Source organism: Parasedimentitalea nitratireducens (assembly GCF_057444295.1).
The window spans coordinates 175,097-199,674 of the sequence record NZ_JBYAXC010000007.1 but is presented as its reverse complement, the minus strand read 5'-3'; the positions used below and the strand labels follow the sequence as shown (position 1 = coordinate 199,674).

22 protein-coding genes and 1 pseudogene are annotated in these 24,578 nt (G+C 53.3%); 12 read left to right on the top strand and 11 right to left on the bottom strand.

The annotated features are described in order from the left end of the window. Window positions 1–7: 7 nt before the first annotated feature. Entirely contained in the window at window positions 8–1,015 is a 1,008-nt protein-coding gene (locus AC2T28_RS18830) for a carbohydrate ABC transporter permease (RefSeq protein WP_486750190.1), read from the bottom strand. A gap of 75 nt (window positions 1,016–1,090) precedes the next feature. Further along, a complete protein-coding gene (locus AC2T28_RS18825; RefSeq protein ID WP_486750189.1) occupies window positions 1,091–2,443 on the bottom strand; it encodes an ABC transporter substrate-binding protein in 1,353 nt (450 codons plus the stop codon). Window positions 2,444–2,667: 224 nt separating this feature from the next. Here AC2T28_RS18825 and AC2T28_RS18820 point away from each other — a divergent pair, with 224 nt between their 5' ends. From AC2T28_RS18820 to AC2T28_RS18810, 3 genes are all read left to right on the top strand, one after another. Further along, window positions 2,668–3,699 carry a substrate-binding domain-containing protein gene (locus tag AC2T28_RS18820; protein ID WP_486750188.1) on the top strand — a complete coding sequence of 344 codons (1,032 nt, stop codon included), beginning with the start codon at window positions 2,668–2,670 and terminating at the stop codon, window positions 3,697–3,699. Then, window positions 3,699–5,024: a GH1 family beta-glucosidase gene (locus AC2T28_RS18815; protein WP_486750187.1), complete on the top strand. Its 1,326-nt coding sequence runs from the start codon at window positions 3,699–3,701 to the stop codon at window positions 5,022–5,024. Before AC2T28_RS18820 ends, AC2T28_RS18815 begins: the two co-directional genes overlap by 1 nt. 256 nt (window positions 5,025–5,280) lie before the next feature. Continuing rightward, window positions 5,281–8,073 (top strand): bifunctional aconitate hydratase 2/2-methylisocitrate dehydratase, encoded by a 2,793-nt coding sequence (locus AC2T28_RS18810; RefSeq protein ID WP_486750186.1) that lies wholly within the window; start codon window positions 5,281–5,283, stop codon window positions 8,071–8,073. Between the two features lie 121 nt (window positions 8,074–8,194). Here AC2T28_RS18810 and AC2T28_RS18805 read toward each other — a convergent pair whose 3' ends face one another. The 4 genes from AC2T28_RS18805 to dctP form a co-directional block, all read right to left on the bottom strand. Continuing rightward, on the bottom strand, window positions 8,195–9,070 hold the full coding sequence (locus AC2T28_RS18805) for an isocitrate lyase/PEP mutase family protein (protein ID WP_486750185.1): 876 nt from the start codon (window positions 9,068–9,070) through the stop codon (window positions 8,195–8,197). 49 nt (window positions 9,071–9,119) lie between these two features. Continuing rightward, window positions 9,120–10,391 carry a TRAP transporter large permease gene (locus tag AC2T28_RS18800; protein WP_486750184.1) on the bottom strand — a complete coding sequence of 424 codons (1,272 nt, stop codon included), beginning with the start codon at window positions 10,389–10,391 and terminating at the stop codon, window positions 9,120–9,122. Between the two features lies 1 nt (window position 10,392). Continuing rightward, window positions 10,393–10,887 carry a TRAP transporter small permease gene (locus AC2T28_RS18795; protein WP_486750183.1) on the bottom strand — a complete coding sequence of 165 codons (495 nt, stop codon included), beginning with the start codon at window positions 10,885–10,887 and terminating at the stop codon, window positions 10,393–10,395. Window positions 10,888–10,988: 101 nt separating this feature from the next. Then, window positions 10,989–11,984: a TRAP transporter substrate-binding protein DctP gene (gene dctP, locus AC2T28_RS18790; RefSeq protein WP_486750182.1), complete on the bottom strand. Its 996-nt coding sequence runs from the start codon at window positions 11,982–11,984 to the stop codon at window positions 10,989–10,991. A gap of 122 nt (window positions 11,985–12,106) precedes the next feature. Here dctP and AC2T28_RS18785 point away from each other — a divergent pair, with 122 nt between their 5' ends. After that, entirely contained in the window at window positions 12,107–12,586 is a 480-nt protein-coding gene (locus tag AC2T28_RS18785) for a MarR family winged helix-turn-helix transcriptional regulator (RefSeq protein WP_486750181.1), read from the top strand. Between the two features lie 126 nt (window positions 12,587–12,712). Here AC2T28_RS18785 and AC2T28_RS18780 read toward each other — a convergent pair whose 3' ends face one another. The 3 genes and pseudogenes from AC2T28_RS18780 to AC2T28_RS18770 form a co-directional block, all read right to left on the bottom strand. Then, entirely contained in the window at window positions 12,713–13,786 is a 1,074-nt protein-coding gene (locus AC2T28_RS18780) for an ABC transporter substrate-binding protein (RefSeq protein ID WP_486750180.1), read from the bottom strand. Between the two features lie 308 nt (window positions 13,787–14,094). After that, window positions 14,095–15,065 (bottom strand): annotated as a pseudogene (locus tag AC2T28_RS18775) (ABC transporter permease). Beyond that, the gene (locus tag AC2T28_RS18770; RefSeq protein ID WP_486750179.1) at window positions 15,062–16,084 is read right to left on the bottom strand and encodes an oligopeptide/dipeptide ABC transporter ATP-binding protein; all 1,023 of its coding nucleotides are present in this window, start codon (window positions 16,082–16,084) and stop codon (window positions 15,062–15,064) included. Before AC2T28_RS18770 ends, AC2T28_RS18775 begins: the two are co-directional and overlap by 4 nt. Window positions 16,085–16,237: 153 nt before the next feature. Between AC2T28_RS18770 and AC2T28_RS18765 the strand changes: the two genes are divergently transcribed. The 8 genes from AC2T28_RS18765 to gph all read left to right on the top strand — a co-directional run bounded on the left by AC2T28_RS18765 (window position 16,238) and on the right by gph (window position 22,040). Beyond that, the gene (locus AC2T28_RS18765; RefSeq protein WP_486750178.1) at window positions 16,238–16,495 is read left to right on the top strand and encodes a helix-turn-helix domain-containing protein; all 258 of its coding nucleotides are present in this window, start codon (window positions 16,238–16,240) and stop codon (window positions 16,493–16,495) included. Next, on the top strand, window positions 16,461–17,147 hold the full coding sequence (locus AC2T28_RS18760) for a LysR substrate-binding domain-containing protein (protein ID WP_486750177.1): 687 nt from the start codon (window positions 16,461–16,463) through the stop codon (window positions 17,145–17,147). The genes AC2T28_RS18765 and AC2T28_RS18760 overlap by 35 nt, the downstream gene beginning before the upstream one ends. Before the next feature lie 134 nt (window positions 17,148–17,281). Beyond that, window positions 17,282–18,253: a phosphate/phosphite/phosphonate ABC transporter substrate-binding protein gene (gene phnD / locus AC2T28_RS18755; RefSeq protein ID WP_486750176.1), complete on the top strand. Its 972-nt coding sequence runs from the start codon at window positions 17,282–17,284 to the stop codon at window positions 18,251–18,253. A 74-nt stretch (window positions 18,254–18,327) separates the two neighbouring features. Further along, window positions 18,328–19,119 (top strand): phosphonate ABC transporter ATP-binding protein, encoded by a 792-nt coding sequence (gene phnC, locus AC2T28_RS18750; protein WP_486750175.1) that lies wholly within the window; start codon window positions 18,328–18,330, stop codon window positions 19,117–19,119. After that, on the top strand, window positions 19,119–19,931 hold the full coding sequence (phnE, locus tag AC2T28_RS18745; RefSeq protein ID WP_486750174.1) for a phosphonate ABC transporter, permease protein PhnE: 813 nt from the start codon (window positions 19,119–19,121) through the stop codon (window positions 19,929–19,931). The genes phnC and phnE (AC2T28_RS18745) overlap by 1 nt, the downstream gene beginning before the upstream one ends. Beyond that, the gene (gene phnE, locus AC2T28_RS18740) at window positions 19,931–20,746 is read left to right on the top strand and encodes a phosphonate ABC transporter, permease protein PhnE (protein WP_486750173.1); all 816 of its coding nucleotides are present in this window, start codon (window positions 19,931–19,933) and stop codon (window positions 20,744–20,746) included. The genes phnE (AC2T28_RS18745) and phnE (AC2T28_RS18740) overlap by 1 nt, the downstream gene beginning before the upstream one ends. 77 nt (window positions 20,747–20,823) lie before the next feature. Further along, a complete protein-coding gene (locus AC2T28_RS18735; protein WP_486750172.1) occupies window positions 20,824–21,378 on the top strand; it encodes a thioredoxin family protein in 555 nt (184 codons plus the stop codon). Beyond that, on the top strand, window positions 21,378–22,040 hold the full coding sequence (gene gph, locus AC2T28_RS18730; RefSeq protein WP_486750171.1) for a phosphoglycolate phosphatase: 663 nt from the start codon (window positions 21,378–21,380) through the stop codon (window positions 22,038–22,040). Before AC2T28_RS18735 ends, gph begins: the two co-directional genes overlap by 1 nt. A 54-nt stretch (window positions 22,041–22,094) precedes the next feature. Here the strand turns inward: gph and eda are convergent, their stop codons facing one another. Together eda and edd are read right to left on the bottom strand one after the other, a co-directional pair. Continuing rightward, window positions 22,095–22,742: a bifunctional 4-hydroxy-2-oxoglutarate aldolase/2-dehydro-3-deoxy-phosphogluconate aldolase gene (gene eda / locus AC2T28_RS18725; RefSeq protein WP_486750170.1), complete on the bottom strand. Its 648-nt coding sequence runs from the start codon at window positions 22,740–22,742 to the stop codon at window positions 22,095–22,097. A gap of 3 nt (window positions 22,743–22,745) precedes the next feature. Beyond that, window positions 22,746–24,554, bottom strand: coding sequence for a phosphogluconate dehydratase (edd, locus tag AC2T28_RS18720; RefSeq protein ID WP_486750169.1), 1,809 nt, complete (start codon window positions 24,552–24,554; stop codon window positions 22,746–22,748). Window positions 24,555–24,578 lie beyond the last annotated feature (24 nt).

Sequence of the window (24,578 nt, the reverse complement as noted above, 5' to 3'; positions counted from 1 at the left end):
TGTCTCCTCAGCGCATTTCGCGGCGGGCGTTACGGACGTTCCAAATCAGGATTGGCGAGACGAGCAGCATGATGACCATGGCGCTGGCCGATCCGACACCCCAGTCATTGGCGCGGAACAGCTTGTCGAACATGTAGTTGGCCAAAACCTGTGTTTCCCATTGCCCGTTGGTCATTGCAAAAACGATATCAAAGACCTTGAGCACAACGATTGTGATCGTGGTCCAAACCACCACGACGGTTCCCATGATTTGCGGCATCTTGATGCGAAAGAAGATTTGAAACGGGTTTGCGCCGTCAACGATAGCCGCTTCGATGGTTTCCTCAGGGACGCCGCGTAGGGCTGCTGACAGAATGACCATGGCAAAGCCCGTCTGAATCCAGATCAAAACGATCATCAATAAAATGTTGTTCCAGAACGGGATAGTCAGCCACTGCAGGGCCTCATCGCCGCCAAAGTAGACATAGATTGCGTTCAGTACTCCAATCTGTTCGGCCCCGGGTGGGCGGGCATCGTAAACCAGTTTCCAGATCACTGCCGCGCCAACAAAGGAGATGGCCATAGGCATAAAGATCAGCGATTTGGCAATATTTCCCCAGGCAATTCGATCCGTCAGCTGCGCGGCAAGCAGGCCAAAGGCTGTCGACCCTGCGGGTACAATTAGCAGCCATAGGAAGTTGTTCTTCAGGGCCTCCCAGAATTTGTCCTCGCCCAGCATTTGCTGGTAGTTGTCCAGCCCTACAAAAGCTGATCCGCCACCTGGCAACCGCTCGGTCAGCGAAAGCCGCAACGTTTCAACAACGGGGTAGGCAAGGTAAAGTCCCAGTGCCAGCATCGCGGGCAGCAAGAATAGCCAAGGACGAACGATATTCGCGCGGCGAATGTTGCGAGCGATATGCTTGCCGCGCGCTGGGAAAATCAACTGATCCAGAATGACGTTGGAGATGTAGAAGTACCCAACACAGCCGCCGACACCAAAGGCGATGGTCAGAATTCCTTGGAGTGCTGGATGCATGTCGTGTTCCAAGCTGCAAAGGGAAGGGGGAGGCCGCCCATAGGGGAGGGCGGCCGGTGGTCTAACGCAGAGTGTTTACTTTAGCGCATCCCAGGATTTCTGGATTTCCTCAGCGGCGTCGCCAGCAGCCTTGCCGCCGGCATAGTCGACCATGCCGGTCCAGAATGAACCCGCACCAACACCGCCGGGCATTAGATCAGATGCATCAAAGCGGAAGGTGTCGGCCGAAAGCAGGATTTCACCCATCTTCTTCAATGTGTCCGTGGCGTAGATTTCAGTGTTCACACCCTTGTGCGGCGTCAGGAAGCTTTGTTGTGCCATCCATAGCTCATGGGCGATGGGCGACTTGAGAAACTCCATCAACGCACGCGCGCCTTTGCTGTCGTTTGTGATCGACCACAGGGTGCCGGCACCTAAAACGGGGCTTCCGAGATCTTTTTCAGCATAGGCAGGGAAGTAAAAGAAGTCGGCATCCAACCCAACTTCGGTTCCATCCGGGAAGAATGCCGGAATGAACGAAGCCTGGCGATGCAGCATGCACTGCGAAGGGCTGGAAAACAGGCCTTTGGGGCTATCGCGGAAATCAGTTGAGGCTACTGCGCCAGCACCACCCGAGACATATTTGTCGTTCAATGCGAAATACCCGAATTCTTCGATCGCATTGACTACGCGCTCATCTGTAAAGGGAATTTCGTTTGAGACCCATTGATCATAGACTGCAGGTTCCTGGGTGCGCAGCATCAGGTCTTCGACCCAATCGGTCGCTGGCCAGCCGGTAGCGCCGCCTGATCCCAGTCCGATACACCAGGGCGTGTTGCCGTCAGCCACCATTTGGTCGGTCAGCGTTTTGAGATCTTCCATGGACTCGGGGACGTCATATCCAAAGTCCTCAAAATTCTCGGGGACATACCAGACAAGCGATTTCACATCGACTTTGTAAAACATACCATAAAGGTCTTTGCTGCCATCAGGTCCTGCAAATGTGCTGAGATCCACCCAAGAACTGCCTGCGGCATAGTTATCGCGAACCCAGTTGGCGGTTTCGTCACCTAATGGAGCAATAAATCCGCGCGAGGCCATATCCGCCGCGAGCCCGGGTTGCGGGAAGATGGCGATATTAGGGGCAGATCCCGCCTCGGCGTCCACCATGATTTGCTGTTCAAAGCTGTCTGATCCGACATAACGGACATCAGCACCCGTAGCTTCGCTGAAGTAGGCCAGTACGTTCTCAGCCATTTCCTGGTCCGGACCAAGCCATGGGCCAAAGACAGTGACTTGCTCTCCGTCGAGCTGCATGGCCTTCAGTGTATCAAAGCTTTCCCAATTAAAATCACCTTCGCCAACCGGAAATGGCATTTTTCCTTCAGCGTAAGTCAGGCCTGATGAAAGTGCTAAGATACCCGCTGCTGCAAGTAGTTTGGTCTTCATGGTTGATCCTCCCATACTGCGCCTAACCCGCGCTTGTTCGTACTGGCTTTGGTTCATCCAAAGCGATTTGGTAGGCCGAAACTTTAAGATTCTCCTTGATCTGTCAATGGTGAATGTCGGTGAGTCTATATAAATAAGTGAATCGTGTGTTAGGAGTAAGAACCTTTGACCTCACTAATTCTGCGCGTTATGCAGGGTGAGTTGAAAGCGCTTTGGATGGATGAATGAACCTCAAGGACCTGTCTGCCCTTCTGGGATTGTCACAAACAACTGTGAGCCGTGCCCTAAACGGCTATCCCGAAGTGAGTGAGGCGACTCGCCAACGTGTTGCCGTCGCTGCTGAAAAACATAGCTATCGCCCCAACACTCGGGCCAAAGGCTTGGCAACGGGGCGGTCAATGGCGATTGGTCATGTGATTCCGATCTCTGCACAGCATGAAATGGTGAACCCCGTCTTTGGCGATTTCATTGCAGGTGCTGGCGAAGCTTATGCAGCAGTCGGATATGATATGGTCCTGTCTTTGGTGCAGGATAGCCAAGAAGAGCGGGTTTACCGTGATATGTTTGCCAAAGGTAATGTAGACGGGATCGTTGTGCACGCTCCCGAGATGCGGGATCCGCGCATTGCGTTGTTGCAAGGTATAGGTTTGCCATTTGCGGTTCACGGGCGTGCCTCGGATGTTTCGACGCCTTACAACTGGTTGGACGTAAACAACAAAAGTGCCTTTCAGCGCGCTACAGATTTCTTGCTGGATTTAGGGCACCAGCGTATCGGATTGCTCAACGGCCTTGAAACTATGGATTTTGCCCACAGACGTCGGGAGGGTTATGTCGAGGCACTCCAGCGCCGAGGGCTGGGCATAGATGCGGCAATGATGCGATCAGAGGAGATGACCGAAAACTACGGTTATCAAGCGGCATCTCAGATGATGAAGCTGCCCGAACCGCCAACAGCATTCCTGGTGTCTTCGATGATCCCGGCGATTGGCATACGGCGGGCCATTCATGACGCCGGGCTTGAAATGGGGCGCGATATTTCGGTTATTACCCATGACGACGATCTATCCTACCTTAGAAATGGTGAGGATATTCCGCTCTTTACAGCAACGCGGTCGTCTGTTCGTGAGGCGGGGCGTCAATTGGCCCGTATCCTGATTGAACAGATCTCGGATCCGACCAAATCAGCTCAGACAAAGCTTCTTGAGGCGGAATTGACCGTTGGTCGGTCTACTGGCCCGAACTTGGGAGCGCGCTAATGCTGTCGCTGGGTCGTGCCGATTTTCCTAAGGGGTTCATGTTTGGGGCCGCAACCTCTAGCTATCAGATCGAGGGTCACGGTTTCGGAGGTGCTGGCGCGACCCATTGGGACAGTTTTGCCGCAACGCCGGGCAATGTCGCTCGTGCCGAGAGCGGTCAACGAGCCTGCGACCACTATCACCGCTACGAAGAGGATCTTGACCTTGTCGCAGCAGCTGGCTTTGACTTCTATCGTTTTTCAACCAGCTGGGCGCGGGTTCTGCCAGAGGGGCGGGGTGCTCCTAATCCAGAAGGGCTGGATTTCTACGACCGGCTTACCGATGCAATGCTGGAGCGGGGATTGAAGCCCTGTGCGACGCTGTATCATTGGGAGCTTCCGCAGCCTCTTGCGGATTTGGGGGGCTGGCGCAACCGTGACATAGCTGGCTGGTTCGCAGATTTCACCGAGATCATTATGGGCCGTATTGGGGATCGAATGTATTCGGTTGCGCCGATCAACGAGCCCTGGTGTGTGACTTGGCTCTCGCATTTCCTGGGGCACCATGCGCCAGGTATGCGGGATATTCGCGCTGCTGCTCGCTCGATGCACCACGTACTGTTGGCACATGGCCACGCCATTCAGGCAATGCGCGGAATGGGGATGTCAAACCTCGGAGGGGTCTTCAATTTAGAATGGGCGCACCCCGTGGACGATTCCCCGGAAGCAGTTGCAGCTGCAGAGCTATACGACGCCATTTACAATCAGTTTTTCCTAAGTGGTGTGTTTAAGGGGGAATATCCAGACAGCATAGTAGAGGGGCTTGGGGCTCACTTGCCTAAAGGCTGGCAGAATGACTTCGGCGTTATCACAACGCCTTTGGATTGGTGTGGGTTGAACTATTACACCCGAAAAATCATTGCTCCATGCGATGGCCCGTGGCCCGCTCATGCAGAAGTGGAAGGCCCGTTACCTAAGACCCAGATGGGATGGGAGATTTATCCTGACGGTCTATACAAATTCCTCAAGCGTACGGCTGATGAGTATACCGCTGATTTGCCGCTATTGGTCACCGAGAATGGTATGGCGTCCAACGATCGAATTGTAGATGGTAACTGTATTGACCTATCTCGGATCGATTTTATCGACACACATTTGCAGCGGACAAAGCAGGCCATAGATGAGGGCGTGCCGGTTCAGGGGTACTTCCTTTGGTCGCTTCTGGATAACTTTGAGTGGGCTTTGGGGTATGACAAACGCTTTGGTCTTGTGCATGTGGATTTTGAAAGTCTGAAGAGAACCCCCAAAGCATCATTTGAAGCTGTCAAAAATGCTTTGGTACGCTGACACTGATAGGCTGGGCGTTTTGTAAAATTGGATAGGTTTTGGATCCAAAAAGATGCAGCTCTGTTAGGACATGTTTGTTATCTGCTCGTCGGCAGCCATGATCTGTGGCATGAAACTGCTGATGCCAAGCCTGGGCATCTTGCAACCTAAGTTCGCTTGGTATACTGCCGCATACAACCCCTTGAGCGTCGGCTAGGCAGAGGTGCCTGAGACCCGGCGCTTGAACATCTTCTCGCACCTAACTGTTGGATTCGTCATGAGCCTGTATACAGACTACCTAAATGAGATCGCCACTCGTAAAGAGCAGGGACTGAACCCCAAGCCCATTGATGGTGCTGAACTTGTAAAGGAGCTCATCGCGCAGATTAAAGAGACCGGCAACGAACACCGTGAAGCTTCGCTGAAGTTCTTTATCTACAACACTTTGCCGGGCACGACGAGCGCCGCTGGCGAAAAAGCTGGGTTCCTGAAAGAGATCATTCTGGGCACTTCTGTTGTCGAAGAAATTTCACCTGAGTTTGCATTTGAGCTGCTGTCGCACATGAAGGGTGGACCTTCGGTTGAGGCGCTTCTTGATCTTTCTTTGGGGGATGACGCCGCCATTGCACAACAAGCAGCTGACGTTCTGAAAACCCAGGTTTTCCTATACGAAGCCGATACAGATCGGTTGACCGCTGCTTATTCTGCGGGCAATGCCATGGCCAAGGAAATTCTGGAAAGCTATGCAAAAGCAGAGTTTTTCACCACTCTTCCCGACATCGACGAAGAAGTTAAAGTTGTCACCTACATTGCTGGTGAAGGCGATATCTCTACTGACCTGTTGTCGCCTGGTAATCAGGCGCACTCGCGGTCTGATCGTGAGCTGCACGGTAAATGTTTGATCTCCGAAACGGCACAAAAAGAAATTGAGGCGTTGAAGCTGCAGCACCCCGAGGCCCGTGTGATGTTGATCGCGGAAAAAGGCACCATGGGTGTTGGCTCATCGCGCATGTCTGGCATCAACAACGTCGCCCTTTGGACCGGTAAGCAGGCCAGCCCCTATGTTCCATTTGTGAACTTCGCCCCGATTGTTGCGGGTACCAATGGCATTTCGCCGATCTTCCTGACCACTGTTGGAGTGACCGGCGGCATCGGCATTGATTTGAAGAACTGGGTCAAGAAAGTTGATGAAGACGGCAACGCGATTCTGAACAACGATGGCAACCCGGTACTAGAGCAGAAATACTCGGTGGAAACCGGTACTGTTCTGACCATCAACACTAAAGAAAAGAAGCTTTATAATGATGCAGGTGACGAAGAACTGGTGGATATGGCCAGCTCTTTTACACCGCAAAAAATGGAGTTCATGAAGGCTGGTGGGTCTTATGCCATCGTCTTTGGTAAGAAACTGCAGACATTTGCCTGTGAGACCTTGGGTGTGAAACTGGAATCTGCTTTTGCCCCGGCGAAAGAGATTACACATGAGGGTCAGGGCCTGACCGCCGTTGAGAAGATCTTTAACAAAAACGCCCGTGGTGTATCGTCAGATGCAGATCTACACGCCGGGTCGGACGTTCGTGTGAAAGTGAACATCGTTGGTTCGCAGGACACCACCGGTCTGATGACCTCGCAAGAGCTGGAAGCGATGGCGGCCACTATCATCTCTCCTTCGGTTGATGGTGCGTATCAGTCGGGTTGTCACACTGCTTCGGTTTGGGATCTTAAGGCGCAGGCCAACATCCCGCGTCTGATGAGCTTTATGAACAAGTTTGGACTGATCACCGCGCGTGACCCCAAGGGTGAATATCACGCGATGACCGACGTGATTCACAAGGTGCTAAACGACATCACTGTGGATGACTGGGCAATCATCATCGGCGGCGATAGCCACACCCGTATGTCCAAGGGCGTTGCCTTTGGTGCGGACTCGGGCACCGTGGCGCTGGCACTGGCAACTGGTGAAGCCACCATGCCAGTTCCCGAATCTGTCAAAGTGACCTTTAAAGGCGCCATGGCGGATCACATGGATTTCCGTGACGTGGTCCACGCTACCCAGGCGCAGATGCTGAAGCAGTTTGGCGACAACGTGTTCCAGGGACGGATCATTGAGGTGCACATCGGCACGCTTCTGGCGGACCAAGCGTTCACCTTCACCGACTGGACTGCCGAGATGAAGGCAAAAGGCTCTATCTGTATTTCCGAAGATGATACGCTTGTTGGATCGCTCGAGATCGCCAAGAGCCGTATTCAGATCATGATCGACAAGGGCATGGAAAACGAAGCCGGCACCTTGCAGGGGCTGATTGATATTGCCGATACACGCATCGCTGAAATCAAGTCGGGTGAAAATCCTGCTCTGACACCAGATGATAACGCCAAGTATTTTGCTGAGGTTGTTGTTGATCTGGACGAGATCGTTGAACCAATGATCGCCGACCCGGATGTGAACAACGCGGACGTCTCCAAGCGCTACACCCACGATACCATTCGTCCTGTGTCTTTCTACGGCGCGACCAAGAAGGTGGATCTGGGCTTTGTTGGTTCGTGCATGGTCCACAAGGGCGATATCAAAATCGTTGCTCAGATGCTGAAGAACATCGAGAAGAAAAATGGTGAGGTTAAGTTCAACGCGCCGCTGGTTGTTGCATCTCCGACCTACAACATCATCGATGAGCTGAAGGCCGAGGGTGACTGGGAAATCCTGCAGAAGTACTCGGGCTTTGAGTTCGACGACTTCATGCCAAAGAGTGCTGCGCGGACCGAGTACGAGAACATTCTGTACCTCGAACGCCCTGGCTGTAACCTTTGCATGGGTAACCAGGAAAAAGCCGCCAAAGGTGACACTGTTCTAGCGACCTCGACCCGTCTGTTCCAGGGCCGTGTTGTAGAAGACACCGCCGAGAAGAAGGGTGAATCCCTGCTAGCCTCGACCCCTGTTGTTGTCCTGTCGGCTATTCTGGGCCGGACACCAAGCATGGAAGAGTACAAGACTGCGGTTGCGGGCATTGACCTGACCAAGTTCGCTCCACCGGTTGAAAAACCTGCTGGCGCTAAGTCGGCTCACTTCTAAAGCCCTCGGGGGCACAACCCCTTATTGAATAAAACTAATGAGTCGCTCCACCTATGTGGGGCGGCTCATTGACTATTGGCGGGGAGGGCCAGTGCTTCGCCGAGCACCTAAGATCAATCGATCAGCTCGGTTTTTGATTGCGATATTGTTGTTCGGCTTTGAAATAGTCATTAAAGCCGATACGGGTCTTAACTTCATCAAATGGCATCAGGATCTCATGGCTTACCCGGTCAGATTTAAGTTCGCCAAGTACCGTAGTCATTGCCTTCATTGCGGCGGCCATCAGGGTGATGGGATAGGCTGCGATCTGAAATCCCAAATGCTGCAACTCTGCAGGAGAGAGGTTAGGGGTAAGCCCGCCCTCAATCATATTGGCCATTTTGGGGCCTGGCAGTTCGGTGCAGATCCGCTGCATTTCGTCTTGGTCACGCGGGGCTTCGACAAATAGGATATCTGCGCCCAATTCGTGAAAAACTTGGGCACGACTTATGGCTTCATCAAGGCCGTGATCGTGACGGGCATCTGTTCTGGCAAGGATCAGAATGTCATTGCCTTCGTTTCGCGCATCCACAGCTGCACGAATGCGATCAAATGCTTCTTCCTGATCAACAACAGCTTTACCTGCGGTATGGCCACATCGTTTTGGCGCGACCTGATCTTCGATCATCACTGCTGCAAAGCCAGCTTGGGCAAAACCCTGGACCGTGCGTTTGACATTCAAGGCATTGCCATAGCCGGTGTCGCCATCACCAATCACTGGAATATCGACCGCATTGCAGATGTTGCGTCCTTGGTCGATCACTTCCCCGTATGACATCAGCCCTGTATCCGGCATCCCAAGGCGGGCCGCAGACGCCCCGAAACCGGACATAAAGGAAAGGGGGAAGCCCTCTTGCTCAATCAGTTTGGCCGATAGCGGGTCAAAACAGCAGGGCATGACAATGATCTGCTCATCCTGCAACAGGGCGCGCAATTGGTCTGGCGGCGTTAGTTTCATGCGCTTTCCTTTTAGTGTGCTTGGGTGGTTCATGTTGGCAAAAGCAGCCCTAGAATAGCCGGTACGGAATATAGAGCGCGAGATCTTGCCAGAACCAAAGCAAGGCAGCCATCCCCAGCATCATCAATGCAAACGGCCAAGCGCCTTGGACGACACTTTCAAGCCTAGCTTTGCCAACCGCCTGAATGACAAAAAGGTTCAAACCTACCGGTGGGGTGATGAGTGCGGCCTCGATCAGCACAACAAAGAAGATACCAAACCAGATCGGATCGATGTTCATCGCCTGAAGGGCAGGGAACAGCACCGGCACCATGATTAGCATCATCGATAGGGATTCTAGGAAAAAGCCAATTATCAAGAGGACTATGCCAACCGCAAGAATGAACATGGTTGGGTCAGTGATGTTGTTGATCAGATAACCGCTAATGGTCTGAGGTATCAGATAAAGGGTTATCGCATATGAGAAAACCTTAGCCCCGGCCACGATGATGAAAATCATAGCGGTGGTTTTTAGTGAGTCCTCGACCGCGCCTTTCAGTTTGATCCAGTTCATCCGACCCATCAGAAACGTCATCACAATGGCAATCACAAAGCCCACACCAGCACTTTCCGATGGGGTTGCGATGCCGGCATAGATAGACCCGATGATTGCAAGCGCAAGAACAACTGTCGGCAATGCATAAACCGTGGCTTTTGCACGCTCGCTCCAGCTTGCCTTGGCTATGGGGGCCGCGGCGCCCATGCGGCTGTAGATCATCGCGTAGACGATAAAGACGCTGGCCATCAGCAGGCCCGGCCCGATGCCTGCCAAAAACAGGGTTGGGATCGAGGTCTCTGTAATTACACCGTAAATAATCAGAGGAATAGATGGCGGGATCAGGATCCCTAGGGTGCCCCCAGCAGCAAGCTGACCCAAAATGAATGGTTCGTCATATCCGCGTTGTTTCATCTCGGGGATAGCGACAGTGCCGATAGTGGCTGCAGTTGCAACGGATGAACCGGAAATAGCTGAAAACAAGGTGCAGCTCATGATGGTGGCAACGCCCAAGCCGCCAGGCCAATGACCCACCCAGGCCTGCACGCTGGCAAACAGGTCACGGCCTACGCCGCCCTTAAGCAGCACGTTGGACATCAGCAAAAACAGAGGTACTGCCAACAATTCAAAACTGTCCATCGTGCCAAACAGGCGTTGCGGAACTGCAATCAGCGGGAGCCCTTTGATCCAGAGCAGGGTTGCGCCCAACGCACCCATCGCAAAAGCCACAGGCACACGCAACAGCAGCAGCCCAATCAGGCTTCCGAGAATAAGAATAGTTTCCATGTTAGTGTACCAGTGTTTGCTTGGGCAGGTCGTCAGGATCCCAAGTCCAGATTTTGATAACCTCAGCCATGGACTGAAGGGCCATCACGCCAAAGCCAACCCAAATTGCTGATTGGATAAAGACTTTGGGAACGGCTAGATAGCTATCGGTGGTGTGGCCAGAGACGGTGGATTTCCACCAGATATCAATCCCGTATTTCACCGTGATCAGACAAAAGAAAATAATCACTGACATGGCAAAGGTGTCGGCCACCTTACGGTTAAACGAGTTGGGGTCGCGAAAGGTGATATCAATAATGATGTGGGCCTTGTGTTTCAAAACATATGCGATGGCCAGATATGCCGCCCAGACCTGAAAAATGCGGCTGACTTCATCCACCCAGATGGTTGGTGAATTCAGGACATAGCGCATGAACACCTCGAATGTAACAATGACGCCGGTGAAGAAAAACATCCACGCCGCGATCTTGCCGGTGATTTCCGATACGACATCCATCGTTCGGACATATGTTTGTAGTGTCGACGCCATATTTCCCCACACATCTCACAAAATCGCGGCCACCAAAGGGCGACCGCGACCTGATTTGCTTGTCTTGCTTAGTTTGCGGCTGCGCGAACTGCGGCTACGGCTGCAGCTCCGGCATCAGCCGTCTCGGCAACAAAACGGTCAACAACACCTGCGGTGGCCGAGATCCACTCGGCACGCTCAGCTTCGGTTAGTTCGACAACGTTCATCTTGCTGCTCACTTCGGTAACGGCCTCAGCTTCCTGGGCGTAGATAGCATCACGAAGTTTGGCCTCAACAATTGCTGCTGACTCCAGAACAATCTTTTGATGTTCTTCTGACAGGCCTTCAAAGAAGTCATTGTTGATCACAGCCACAAATTCAATCGCGCTGTCATAGGACAAAGTCAGGTTATCCATGACTTCGTAGAGCTTGCGCGACCGCACAGCAGAAGCCCCAGTCATGCCTACATCCACTGCACCCTGCTGGTAGGCCAGAAACTGTTTGGAGCCAGACATAAGGGTAGGTGCGCCGCCAAGTGCTTCGACGGTCCAGCCATGTACTTTGCCATAGGTCCGAACTTTTTGGTTTGCCATATCTGCGGGAACGCGGATCGCCTTGTCATTGGACAAATAGATATTACGGCCAAAAGCCTGCCACCACAGCACTTTGGCGTTTGTTTCTTTTAGAATTTCTGCATCAAGCCCGGTCCGCAGCTCGGATCCTGATGCCACTGCGGAACGCAAATGAGCTTCGTCTTCAAAAATAAAGGGAATTGCAACGACATCAACTGCGGGTACGGCGCCAGTGAAACGGCCCAGGAAGGCTGTCCCAGCCTCGACAGCGCCAGTTCCGACCGCTTCGGGCACTTCTTTGTCCTTAAACAGCTGGGCTGAGTCAAACAGTTGGAGTGAAAGCTCTCCGCCGGATTTCTCTTCGATCAGTTCTTTGAAATCCAACCAGTTCTGCCCCAGAGAATGAGTCTTGGGCAACTGCAGTGTGACCCTAATCACCGTTTCAGCCTGAATCGTGGCGGCTGACAGCAACACAGATCCGGCACACATGGCCCCCAATAATACTTTACGCATATTTTCCCTCCTTGAATAATAGAGCAATTTCCGCCCCTTTTTTGTTATAGAGTTGCGCGATGGTTGTATTTTTGTCAAGTTACCCATGTAACCAAAATGTATATGATAGCTGGTGAAGCCAAATGGATCAGAAACTGAATGGAATGACATCCGGCGAAATGATCTTTGCCGCAATCTATTCGCTCTCTCAAAAAATTATGATGCTTTATTCAAAAGCGGTGCTCCGTGAAACCGGATTGAATTGGCAGGATTGGCGTATTCTGCGAGCGGTCGTTTCACTTCAATCTTGTAGGGCGCAAGATATCTGCGAAGAAAGTGGTATTAAAAAATCGCATGTCAGCAACGGGTTGGCGCGACTTGAAGAATACGGACACATATCCAGGGTTGAGAATGAAGGGGACAAGCGAAGTCGAATTGTTGTCTCTACCGAGCAAGGGCAAGACCTTGTCGCGCGGGCGGAACCCAAGCTGCAGGAGTTTGAAGCGCAGATTTCAAACCAACCTGAAGTGGGAGATCCAGATGCTTTGCTAAGCAGCCTTAAGTCCTACAAGGATGAGCTGGGCCGATTACTTGAAGATAGTGAACCTGAACTAAAGTCCTAAAGTGATTGATGTTGCTCTTATTCAAAGTGCCAGGGCAAAGCGAAATAGGAATCGTAATCATTTAGACTGATAGCTTGTGTGTAGTTAACGGGGCCCAAAATGGCCCTCTTTGTTTTTGGAGTGGAGCTATTTTGGGAAATGCAGTCGGTCGTCCGCGTCCCAAGTGAATCCTGCGCTTGAAAGGATCTGACGTGCATTGTCCAAATTATAAGCTGGAACTTCAGGATCTGGATTGCCCCAAAACGCAGTTGAAGGAACGATCGAAGACGGCGTTGGCTCTGCATCGCCGCCCAAAACTTCTTCGATAATGGCCTCAAACGGAATGGCGTGTGACAAAGCCTGTCGAACCGCTTTATGCCCAAACAGCTCGTTGTTCATGTTGTAGCATGCCGACATGTAGCCTTTTGACTGGGCCTGTACCAATTCCAGTTGCTCGTAGGTTTTGAACTCTTCAATAACTGTTGGGACCAAAGGCTGCAGGGTGATGTCGATGTCGCCTTTGGTTAGCGATGCAGACAGGATTTCTGCTGATCCAAACTGGACCATCAGAAGGTCGGCCTTTGGCTCCATGAAGTGGTTTTCATTGCGTTCGAAATAAATCTCGCGCCCTTCTTTCCTGTGCTTCAGGCTGTATGGGCCGTTGCCAACAATAGTTGTGTTGTGGTTGTCCTGAGGCTTCTCAAAGCCGGTTTCCTCGAGGATGTTGGAACAGATGTACTCTGGCAGGATTGGGATTTGCCCCAAGGCACCAGACACAAATGGTGCTGAAGGTGTTGCCAGTTCAAAGCGGATCTTCTGACCGTCGATGCTGACTCCAACGAGGTAGCCGAAGGTAAATTTAACGTCCTCTGGGGTCAGCACCTCACCGTCGTTAAAGGTTAGGCCCTCGCGAAGGGAAACTTCAAATGTGGTTTCATTCACGGCTTCCAGTGATTCTGCGGCCCACATTTCGGGTTTGCCCGATGGGCTGGTGACAACCAGCCGGTCATAGACCAAACCAAGGCGACCGAGATCTTCAAGTGTTTTGAACGACAGGGGCTTCCAGCTGTCCTGATCAATGGTCCAGCCCAGGCGAACAATCTTGTCGTCGCTCAGTGGTTCGATGTTCAACTGGTTCCAGACCGACCGCAGGCCTTCGGGTGTGCTTTGGTAATCGTCGATGCGAACGTTTTCTTTGTTAAATGCGGTGGTGTTGACCACATAGGCCACCAATGCCCAGGGCTGTTAGTAGTCCTACCAACATTGCGGTGCGGGCTCCGAACAGCATTTGACTCAGGATATCGCGGCTTAATACTGCTGGTTCCCAGCTTGTGATCCAACGAAGGCGGGTCAAGCCGGAGCAGTTTCCCCGCGGCATCACAGCAGCGCTCATTAGGGCTATAAGATGCGATGCATGGTCCAACGAGCGCTAGTAGAAAGCAAAAGCCAAAGATCAGGATACTGATGCGGCCGCTGGTGGACTTCCAGGAGATCGTCAAAAAGGTCTTGAGAATGTTCATCTGTTTCGCTCACTCATTGACGATGCGCGGATCAAGCAGGGTGTAGAGAAGGTCGGCCCGCAGGGTGCCAGGCACTGTCAGCACTGCAATCAGAAGGAAGGCAGCCTGAACTACCGGGTGGTCAGAGCGTCCAACCGCCTCGACCATCAAGAGACCCAGACTTGGCCACGAGAAAACGGTTTCGATGACCACAGATCCAGCGACAGCCCCCCCAATGTCATCGGCAGTGTTGTTGCCAGCGGCAGCAGCGAATTGCGCATGGCATGGCGATAGAGGATTTCACGCTCGGACAGGCCTTTCATCCGGGCCAGTTCTATGTAGTCCTCGCCGATAGGGGCTAGAATGCTGGACCGCATTAGCAGGAAGGGGAAGCAGAACTGGTACAGAGTGTTGACCAAAAACGGCAGCGCCAAGTGGTGCAGGAAATCCAGCGACAAATACATCCGCCAGTTTTCGTCGGGGAACATGCCCGGCGAGACAATAAGGCCGATGGGAAACAGATCGAGCTGGATTGAAAAATACAGGGTCGACAGCATAGACAGCCAGAACACCGGCGCAGATTGCAAGGCGGTCGACAGGAATACCAATATGGTTTCGAGTTTGGAGCCCCGGTTCCAGCCAACAATCGCGCCCACCCACGATCCCAATGCATAAGCGGCAATCATCGAGGGGAAGACCAACAGGATGGTATTCAGCAGGCGACTGCCAATTTCATCTGCAACAGGGCGACCAGTGTGGAACGACAGGCCGAAATCCAGCACTGACAGATTGCCGAGGTATGTGAAATATTGCTGCCACAGTGGCTTATCCAAGCCGAATTGAATGCGTAGCAGCTCTTGGGCTTTGGGGTATAGCGCAGGGCTGATGACCGTGGCCGTTGGGTCGCCGGGCAACATGCGGAACATGAAAAACATCAGGGTCAACATGGTGAACAGCGTCAAAGCAGACTGCCACAGGCGGCGGAACCAAAATGTACTCACTGGGCGACCTCGACTAGTGGCGGGTGCTCGGCCTGAGCAAACGCAAACCGACAGCTAACTTGGTGACTGGCTTGGTGGATCTTCTCAGGCGCGCGTTGTGCGCAGTCGGGCAATGCCACTGGGCAGCGCGGGTGAAACCGGCATCCGCTGGGCATATTGCTGGCGTTGGGGATCGCGCCCCTGATCTGCGCGGCTTCGCGTTTCAGATCGGGATCAAGGGCGGGTGTCGAAGCCAGAAGGGCGCGTGTATAGGGGTGTTGCGGGTTTGAAATGACCTCTTGGGTCGGGCCCGTCTCAACAATCTGCCCAAGATACATGACAGACAGTCGGTCACAGACCGCGGCGGCAGATGACAGGTCGTGGGTGATGTAGACCATCGCCAAATTCCGGTCACGCACCAGCTTTTTCAACAGCTGGACGATGCCCCACTCGATTGACACATCCAGCATCGAAATCGGCTCATCGGCTACCAAAAGTTCGGGGCCTAGAACAATGGCGCGGGCAATGCAGACCCGTTGGCGCTGTCCGCCGCTAAGTTGGTGGGGGAACTTGTGCAGATAGTCCGAAGCCGGGGAAAGCCCCGCTTCTTCTAGCGCAGAGATAACCAGTCCCTGGCGCTCGGCTGCTGTCAGCCGCATTTTTTGATAGAGCATTGGGCGGACAATAATTTCGCCAATCCGATGTTGAGGGTTCAACGAGCCGTAGGGATCTTGAAACACCATCTGAACGCGCCGATGGAATGCGCGGCGGTCTTGTTGCTGCAATGTCTGGGCACTGACGCCGCCAAATTGAGCTGAACCCAAGGTTGGAGGTTCAAGACCAACAAGCAGTCGCGCGAGCGTGGATTTTCCGCAGCCGCTTTCCCCAACCAGACCGACAACTTCGCCAGCGGTGATCGGGAAGCTCACTCCATCTACTGCGCGCAGCAATTTTCCTGGTCGACCACGCAGTGCGTTTTTGACCGAGCGTGACAGGGCATAGTGCTTGCTCAGATTTTCAACTTCGATCATCTGGTGCATGCCCGCTTTGGCTGACGAATTGGCTCCACGGTGCCTCCCTCTGTTACCCCTCACTTTCCGAAAGCGGGTGGTTCATGCATCAAGCCTATGTCTGGAGCGGAGGTTTGCATAATTCAGTTTTCCCGGATTGTCATTCCAAATTAGAATGATGGGATGGAACATGCGCAGAACTCTGCCACCAACAAATCACTTGCTTGCTTTGAGGCTGTTTTCCGTCACGGCAGTGTGACACGCGCGGCGGAAAAGCTGAATATGACACGAAGTGCTGTCAGTCGTCGGATCATTTCGCTGGAGGATTCGCTTGGGAAGCCACTTTTTAGGCGTGAAAATAGGCAGTTGATCCCTGATCTGGCTGCCATTCGGTATGGCAAGGATCTTGAGCGAGCTAGAGGCCGTTACGACACGTTTTAACTCCAAGGGTAACGAGCCTGGGTTACTCACAGTAGCTGTGCCACCAACCCTTGCGTCACGCTGGTTGATACCAAGACTGAATGATTTTATCACCAAACACCAGCACATCGATCTGAACCTAGTGTTCAAAATAAAACGTTTTGATTTTGATAGTGAGCCTATCGATGTTGCGGTTTATCTTGGGGATAGCAACTGGCCTTATGTTCATTTGCAACCGCTCATGAGCGACTATGTCGTTCCCGTTTACGCACCTTCTCTGCTGGAAAGTGCGAAGGTAAAAAACGTCAAAGAACTGTTAGAATTTCCGCTGATTCAGCACACAACGCGACCGATTCTTTGGAAGAATTGGTTTTCTGAGTTGGGCGTTGAAAGCGCAAAGGCAACCAGTGGTCCCAAGTTTGAATTCCACTCTCATGCTATTGGTGCGGCGACCAATGGGATTGGCATTGCATTGATGTCCGACCTGGTTGTTCAGAGCGAGATTGAGGCCGACGACCTTGTCATCCCGTTTGGCGGTCGCCGGAGATTTGAAGATGGATATTTCTTCGTTTACCCACCCAAAATGAAGAATGACGTAAACGCACAGACCTTTGGTTTTTGGCTGCAGCAGCAATGTGCTAATTTTTTGGCCGAGGACCGTTTGGCAAGTTAGCGCTGTTTCTTGCAGCAGTTTCTTTGCAAGAATTGACGTTTGAATAGGAGATAAGTCCACAAGAACAACAAACTTCTTGATGCATGAGTATTTGCCGCTACGCTTTGTTGAATAAAAAACAAAGGGAGAAGGAAATGAGTGTTTTTACCAAAGCGGTTTCGACTGCTGCATTTATCACTAGTCTGACCCTCGCAGGTGCCGCTGCGGCAGAATGCGAACGCGGCACCCTGGATGACCGGTTCTGCGACGTTGATGGGGATCTGGTTGCGGATATTCCTACAGATGCCAGCGAGCTGGTCGACCCGGATACACTGATTTTCACTTATACACCGGTAGAAGATCCCGCTGTTTATGTGTCGGTTTGGGCCGAATTCATGGATCACTTGGCGGCAAAAACTGGCAAAAAGGTCCAGTTCTTCCCAGTGCAGTCCAACGCTGCACAGATTGAGGCCATGCGTTCCGGCCGTTTGCACATTGCTGGCTTCAATACCGGTTCCAACCCGCTGGCGGTGAACTGTGCGGGTTTTCGTCCATTCACCATCATGGCCTCACTCGACGGTAACTTTGGCTATGAAATGGAGATCCTCACATATCCGGGTTCGGGCATCGAAAAAGTTGAGGACATCAAGGGTGGACAGCTGGCCTTTACCTCGCCGACTTCGAACTCTGGGTTCAAGGCGCCTAGTGCTATCCTGAAGGGCGATTATGATTTGATCCCGGATCGGGATTTCGAGCCGGTTTACTCAGGCAAGCACGACAACTCAATCATGGGTGTGGCCAACCAGGACTATATGGCAGCTTCGATTGCCAACTCGGTTCTGCACCGGATGATCAGCCGTGGTGAGTTGAAGGCAGACGATGTGGTTTCGATCTACAAATCGCAAACATTCCCAACCACTGGTTTTGGGACCGCCCATAACCTGACACCCGAGTTGCAGGCGCAGATCCAGGACGCGTTCTTTAGCTTTGAGTGGGACGGTACTGCGTTGCAGGAAGAGTTTGAAAAGTCCAATGAAGGCCAGTTCCTGCAGATGAACTACAAAGAGTTCTGGGACGTCATTCGTAAAATCGACACTGCAAACGGCGTAAGCTACGCTTGCAACTGATCCTTGATCTAAACTGATTTTGGTACGCCCCGGATATCGGGGCGTACGCCTTTTTTGCGTTCCACGAGGCTTCAATGCTGCGTCTAGAAAAACTAACAAAAATCTACAAAACCGGCGACAAGGCGTTGAACGCTGTCGATTTGGAAGTCCCCAAGGGGCAGGTGCTGGCACTGATTGGTCCGTCAGGTGCAGGCAAGTCCACCATGATCCGCTGCATCAACCGTTTGGTCGAACCGACGTCGGGAACGGTGACACTTGATGGTGTTGAACTCACCAGCTTGGGACTAGGCGGCTTGCGCAAGGAACGCCGCCGCATGGGGATGATTTTTCAAGAATATGCCTTGGTCGAACGTTTGACCGTGATGGAGAACGTGTTGTCCGGGCGGCTGGGTTATGTCGGCTTCTGGCGCAGCTTTCTGCGTAAGTACCCGCAAAGTGACGTGGACGAAGCCTTTCGTCTGCTAGACCGGGTAGGCTTGGTCGAAATGGCCGATAAACGCGCTGATGAATTGTCGGGCGGACAGCGCCAGCGAGTAGGTATTTGCCGGGCGCTGATCCAGAACCCTTCAGTCTTGCTGGTGGATGAACCAACCGCGTCACTCGATCCGAAAACTTCGCGCCAGATCATGCGGTTGATTGTCGAGCTGTGTGAAGAGCGTGAGTTGGCGGCCATTGTGAACATTCACGATGTGGCTCTGGCGCAGATGTTTGTGTCGCGCATTGTTGGGCTCAAGCTGGGCACAATGGTGTTTGATGGATCGCCTGCCGATCTGACCGAGGATGTTCTGACTACGATTTATGGCGACGAGGACTGGTCAGAGACCATCCAGAAAGTTGACGACGACGATGAAGTGGACGCTGCATAATGAGCGCTGCACTTGATGAACGGCTGGGAAAGCCGTGGAAAAAACCTCCCCTTATTACTTCTGGCGGGTTGCGCTGGGCGTTGCTCATCGGTTCGGTGATCTACCTGATCCTGGCGATTTATTCGATCGACGTAAACTGGACACGGGTTTATCGCGGGCTGGATCGCGGCTGGCAGTTTGTTCTGGCTTTTGCCTATCCGGATTTTGTCTCACGTGCCGGTGAAATCAAGGACGGCATGATCGAAAGCGCGGTGATGGCGCTTGCTTCTACCGTGGTTGGTATCGCCATTTCCATTCCTATTGGCTTGGGGGCAGCGCGTAACATCTCGATCCTGCCAGTCTATCTGGTGTGTCGCTCAATTATTGCGATTTCACGGGCGCTGAACGAGATCGTGGTGGCCATCTTGTTGGTGGCTATCTTTGGCTTTGGACCGTTGGCTGGTTTCCTGACGCTCAGTTTTGCCACCATCGGCTTTTTGTCAAAGCTGTTGGCCGAAGAGATCGAAGACATGGACAGGGTGCAGGCCGAAGCTGTTCGCTCAACCGGGGCAACCTGGTTGCAACGCTATGTCTATGGTGTCCATCCGCAGGTTGTTCCACGTCTGATCGGTTTGTCGATCTACCGTCTCGATATCAATTTCCGCGAAAGCGCAGTCTTGGGTATTGTTGGCGCTGGAGGTATTGGTGCAACACTGAATACGGCCTTTGACCGTTATGAATTTGATACCGCAGCGGCAATTCTCTTGATGATCATCGTCACTGTTATGGCGCTTGAGTATCTGTCTGGCATTATCCGCGCGAGGGTTCAGTAATGGCTGTTTCTACAATTGATGGCCAAAAGGTCTGGCAGCGGCGTGACCGTAATAAACAGTTGGTAATCTGGGCGGTCTGGATGCTTGGAACCGCTGTTTTCATGTGGAGCTGGCAACAGATCTCCGACGCAACAACCTGGGCGTTCTTCTGGGATGCTCCGCGTATCGCCGCTGACATCGGTGGCCGTGCGGTGCCTCCGCGCTGGTCCTATATGGACAAGTTGTGGGAACCCTTGTGGGATACGTTGAACATTGCCACTTTGGGGACGGTTCTTGCCCTGCTGATGGCGGTGCCTGTGGCCTTTATGGCTGCGCGCAATACCACCCCTTCGGCTCTATTTGTGCGCCCCATTGCGCTGCTGATCATCGTTTCCAGCCGTTCGATCAACTCGCTGATTTGGGCACTGCTGCTGGTCAAAATACTTGGTCCCGGCGTGTTTGCCGGACTGATCGCTATCTCGATCCGTTCTATCGGGTTCTGTGCGAAATTGCTGTACGAGGCGATTGAAGAGATTGACGAGACCCAGGTCGAGGCAATCACGGCAACAGGCGCCAGCCGTTGGCAGGTTATGGCTTACGGGATTGTACCGCAGATCATGCCTGCATTCGCCGGAATTGCAGTGTTCCGTTGGGATATCAACCTGCGTGAATCCACGGTTCTGGGGCTTGTTGGTGCTGGGGGGATCGGACTGCAGCTCAAGGGTTCGCTTGATACTCTGGCTTGGCCGCAGGTCAGCTTGATCCTGCTGGTGATCCTGTTGGCCGTGGTGGTCAGCGAATGGGTCTCTGCCAAGGTACGCGGCGCGATCATCTGACCCGTCTCAAATTCATAGCCACCAACGCATTTGTGTTGGTGGCTGTTTTGTTTGGTCCCACTATCCGGAGGTCTGTTATGGCTGTTTCTCCTTCTGTTTGTGATTTTGGCTGGAAAGCGGTTGATTTCACTCTGCCCGCAACTGATGGTCGCCCGATTACACTGGCTGATGTGGCCGGAGCCAAGGGAACATTGGTGGTGTTCATCTGCAACCATTGCCCCTATGTGCTGGCTGTGCTCGACCGGATCATTCGCGACGCAACAGAACTCCAGGACCTGAGTGTCGGCGTTGTGGCTATTTCTTCGAATGATGTTACGGCCTATCCACAAGACAGCTTTGAAAACATGCGGAAAATGGCCGAGGAGCACAGTTTCTCATTTCCCTATCTCTATGATGAAGACCAGAATGTTGCGCGCGCATATGATGCGGCCTGTACGCCGGACTTTTTCGGTTTCAACGCCGATCTCGAACTGCAATACAGGGGGCGATTGGATGCTTCGAGCAGAGCCGCAGGACCTGCAGATCTGCGCCGCGACCTGTTTGAAGCAATGAAGTTAGTCGCCGCAACAGGCGCTGGCCCATCCGAGCAGATTGCGTCGATGGGCTGCTCAATTAAGTGGAGGGATGCCTGATGGCGCGCATTGTTTTTGATCTGGATGGCACTTTGATTGACAGTGTTCCAGATATTCACGGCATCGCAAACGAAGTACTGATACAAGAGGGATGCGAGCTGCTGTCTCTCGAGCAGACACGCAACTTCATCGGCAACGGTGCACCGACCTTTATCAAACGCATGTGTGCCGCCCGTGGCATCGATGACAGCGAGCAGGCTCGACTTCTGGCGAATTTTGTATCTCGCTATGAAGGTGCTGTAACGCTAACGCAGCCTTATCCCGGTGTGATGGACGCGCTGAATGATCTCAAGGCAAAGGGGCATAGTCTTGGGATTTGCACCAACAAGCCAATCCGCCCCTGTCGTACGGTTTTGGCGCATTTGAAAATGGATCACTTCTTTGATGCGATATTGGGCGGCGACAGTCTGCCGGTGCACAAACCAGATCCTGCACCTTTGCATGCGGCCTATGAAATGATGGGCAAGGGGCCACGGATCTATGTTGGCGACAGTGATGTCGACGCTGAAACAGGTCAACGGGCCGAGGTGCCATTTATGTTGTTCACCGAAGGCTACCGGAAATGCCCTGTCGAGGAGATGCCACACACCGTGGCGTTTGATGACTTTGTGAATTTCGTGTCGCTTACCGAAGGCCTGCTTACCGAAGAAGTTGTTGCCTGAAATGGATGGGCAAGCCGAGTAGGCCTGCCCATAGACCACTAAATGGGTTTCGACCTAGCGTGCCAATTGGCTTGCGACACGTGCTAGCTCTTCAATCTTGCCCCATTCTCCATTGTTCACCAGATCACTGGGCGCGACCCAGCTGCCACCAGCACAGGCAACATTGGGTTGCGACAAATAACTCACCGCGTTGGATGGGCTAACACCACCGGTTGGGCAGAACGAGATTTGCGGAAGTGGCGCACCGATTGCCTTGATCGCCGCAGCCCCGCCCGAGGCTTCAGCCGGGAAAAATTTCAACATGTCATAGCCACGTTCCAGCAGGCGCATTGCTTCGCTGGCTGAAGCGGCGCCAGCTAACATAGGCAGGCCAATTTCCTCGCATGCATCCAATAAAGTGTCGGTAGCACCGGGGGAGACACCAAAGTTTGCACCCGCATCAACAGCGGCAGCAACGTCGTCGGGTGTGACCAGAGTACCTGCGCCAACAACACCACCTTCAACCTGAGCCATTTCTCGGATTACATCCAGCGCGACTGGTGTCCGCAAGGTGACTTCTAGCGCGGGCAAACCTCCGCGAACCAGTGCTTCGGCTAGTGGACGGGCATGGGCGACGTCGTGGACGACCAGCACTGGAACAATTGGCGCCAGTTGGCAGATTTCGCGGTTTCGCGCGCTGGCCGCTGCAGGGGTAATAGGCATCTATCAAACTCCAAAAACACTGGCGCCGGTGTCGGCGGATCCAACGGCATGGCGGAAGGGGGCAAACAATTCACGACCCATGCCAAAGGCATTGGCCGACAGATCAGCGGTTGCGGGCGCACGGTCAGTGACACCGGGGGTCAGAATTTCCAGAGTTCCAGCAATGGCATCAACACGCAGCGTATCGCCATCTTGAAGATAGGCGATTGGGCCAACGTCCAGTGCTTCGGGCACCACATGGATGGCCGCAGGTATCTTGCCACTTGCACCTGACATTCGGCCATCGGTGACTAAAGCCACCTTGTGTCCGCGCCCCTGCAGGATCGACAGCATTGGCGTCAGGCTGTGCAACTCGGGCATACCATTGGCCTTGGGCCCTTGGAAGCGCACAACGACGATGACATCACCAGTGAACTCACCTGCTTTGAACGCAGCCTTGGCTTCGTCTTGATCATGGAAAACCCGAACCGGGGCTTCGACAATGCGGTGTTCCTCGGCCACAGCCGAGATCTTCATCACACCAGTGCCTAGCGATCCGGTCAGGCGGCTAAGACCACCGGTGGGCTGGAAGGGATCAGAGGCTGGACGCACAATTTTCTCGTTTAGGCTTTTGTCAGTTCCCTTGCGCCAAGTTAGCCCTTCTTCGCTTAGGAAGGGCTCGGTGACATAATTGATCAGCCCGTCACCGGCGACGGTTTTGGTGTCCGGATGCAACAGGCCCGCCGACAGCATCTCACCAATCATATACCCCAGCCCACCGGCAGCGTGGAAATGGTTCACGTCTGCCAAGCCATTGGGGTAAACCCGTGCCAGCAATGGTACAACCTCTGATAGCTCTGCAAAATCCTGCCAGTCCAGAATGATCCCACCAGCGCGTGCCATGGCGATGAGATGGATTAACAGGTTGGTCGATCCTCCAGTAGCCATCAGGCCTGCGATCCCATTAGCATAGGCTTTTTCATCCAGAATATCGCACACGGGTGTGTATGCATTGCCAAGCACGCTAAGAGACAGCGCGCGGCGTCCACCTTCCTTGGTCAGGGCATCCCGCAGTGGCGTGCCGGGATTGACAAAACTAGACCCCGGCAGGTGCAGCCCCATAAACTCCATCAGCATTTGGTTGGTGTTGGCCGTTCCGTAGAAGGTACATGTGCCTGGACCATGATAGGCGGCCATTTCGGCCTTCAGCAATCCTTCGCGGCTGATTTCGCCCAGAGCAAATTTCTGACGGATCTTAGCTTTGTCGTCATTGGCCAAGCCACTGGTCATCGGTCCGGCTGGCAAGAATACGGCGGGTAGGTGGCCAAAGACTTGGGCACCGATAATCAGACCTGGTACAATCTTGTCGCAGACGCCCAGATAGACCGACGCATCAAAAGTGTTGTGGCTCAGCGCAATCGCAGTCGACATGGCAATAGCGTCGCGAGAAAACAGGCTCAACTCCATCCCAGCCTCACCCTGAGTGACGCCGTCACACATTGCGGGTACACCGCCTGCCACTTGCGCGGTTCCTCCGGCCTCGCGTACGGCGTCACGGATCAGCTGCGGGTAGGTCTCAAATGGCTGATGTGCCGACAGCATGTCGTTATAGGCGGTGACAATGCCAAGATGACCGGTTGAAGCCTCGGCCAAAGCAGCCTGATCTGGGCCAGCAGCAGCATATGCATGGGCTTGCCCACTACAGGACAGATGCGCCCGCGCCGGGCCTTTGCTTTGCGCCGCTTTCATGCGCTCAAGATAGGCTTGGCGAGTGGGCGCGCTGCGTTCAATGATGCGCTCAGTAACCGAGGCCAGTATTTTATTCAGGGTCATTGGGTACCACTTTCTTTCGGTGCC

Excerpts from the sequence above, each read along its gene's own strand:
- AC2T28_RS18830 (WP_486750190.1), bottom strand. The coding sequence starts at position 1,015 with ATGCATCCAGCACTCCAAGGAATTCTGACCATCGCCTTTGGTGTCGGC.
- AC2T28_RS18825 (WP_486750189.1), bottom strand. The coding sequence starts at position 2,443 with ATGAAGACCAAACTACTTGCAGCAGCGGGTATCTTAGCACTTTCATCA.
- AC2T28_RS18820 (WP_486750188.1), top strand. The coding sequence starts at position 2,668 with ATGAACCTCAAGGACCTGTCTGCCCTTCTGGGATTGTCACAAACAACT.
- AC2T28_RS18815 (WP_486750187.1), top strand. The coding sequence starts at position 3,699 with ATGCTGTCGCTGGGTCGTGCCGATTTTCCTAAGGGGTTCATGTTTGGG.
- AC2T28_RS18810 (WP_486750186.1), top strand. The coding sequence starts at position 5,281 with ATGAGCCTGTATACAGACTACCTAAATGAGATCGCCACTCGTAAAGAG.
- AC2T28_RS18805 (WP_486750185.1), bottom strand. The coding sequence starts at position 9,070 with ATGAAACTAACGCCGCCAGACCAATTGCGCGCCCTGTTGCAGGATGAG.
- AC2T28_RS18800 (WP_486750184.1), bottom strand. The coding sequence starts at position 10,391 with ATGGAAACTATTCTTATTCTCGGAAGCCTGATTGGGCTGCTGCTGTTG.
- AC2T28_RS18795 (WP_486750183.1), bottom strand. The coding sequence starts at position 10,887 with ATGGATGTCGTATCGGAAATCACCGGCAAGATCGCGGCGTGGATGTTT.
- dctP (WP_486750182.1), bottom strand. The coding sequence starts at position 11,984 with ATGCGTAAAGTATTATTGGGGGCCATGTGTGCCGGATCTGTGTTGCTG.
- AC2T28_RS18785 (WP_486750181.1), top strand. The coding sequence starts at position 12,107 with ATGGATCAGAAACTGAATGGAATGACATCCGGCGAAATGATCTTTGCC.
- AC2T28_RS18770 (WP_486750179.1), bottom strand. The coding sequence starts at position 16,084 with ATGCACCAGATGATCGAAGTTGAAAATCTGAGCAAGCACTATGCCCTG.
- AC2T28_RS18765 (WP_486750178.1), top strand. The coding sequence starts at position 16,238 with ATGGAACATGCGCAGAACTCTGCCACCAACAAATCACTTGCTTGCTTT.
- phnD (WP_486750176.1), top strand. The coding sequence starts at position 17,282 with ATGAGTGTTTTTACCAAAGCGGTTTCGACTGCTGCATTTATCACTAGT.
- phnC (WP_486750175.1), top strand. The coding sequence starts at position 18,328 with ATGCTGCGTCTAGAAAAACTAACAAAAATCTACAAAACCGGCGACAAG.
- phnE (WP_486750174.1), top strand. The coding sequence starts at position 19,119 with ATGAGCGCTGCACTTGATGAACGGCTGGGAAAGCCGTGGAAAAAACCT.
- phnE (WP_486750173.1), top strand. The coding sequence starts at position 19,931 with ATGGCTGTTTCTACAATTGATGGCCAAAAGGTCTGGCAGCGGCGTGAC.
- AC2T28_RS18735 (WP_486750172.1), top strand. The coding sequence starts at position 20,824 with ATGGCTGTTTCTCCTTCTGTTTGTGATTTTGGCTGGAAAGCGGTTGAT.
- gph (WP_486750171.1), top strand. The coding sequence starts at position 21,378 with ATGGCGCGCATTGTTTTTGATCTGGATGGCACTTTGATTGACAGTGTT.
- eda (WP_486750170.1), bottom strand. The coding sequence starts at position 22,742 with ATGCCTATTACCCCTGCAGCGGCCAGCGCGCGAAACCGCGAAATCTGC.
- edd (WP_486750169.1), bottom strand. The coding sequence starts at position 24,554 with ATGACCCTGAATAAAATACTGGCCTCGGTTACTGAGCGCATCATTGAA.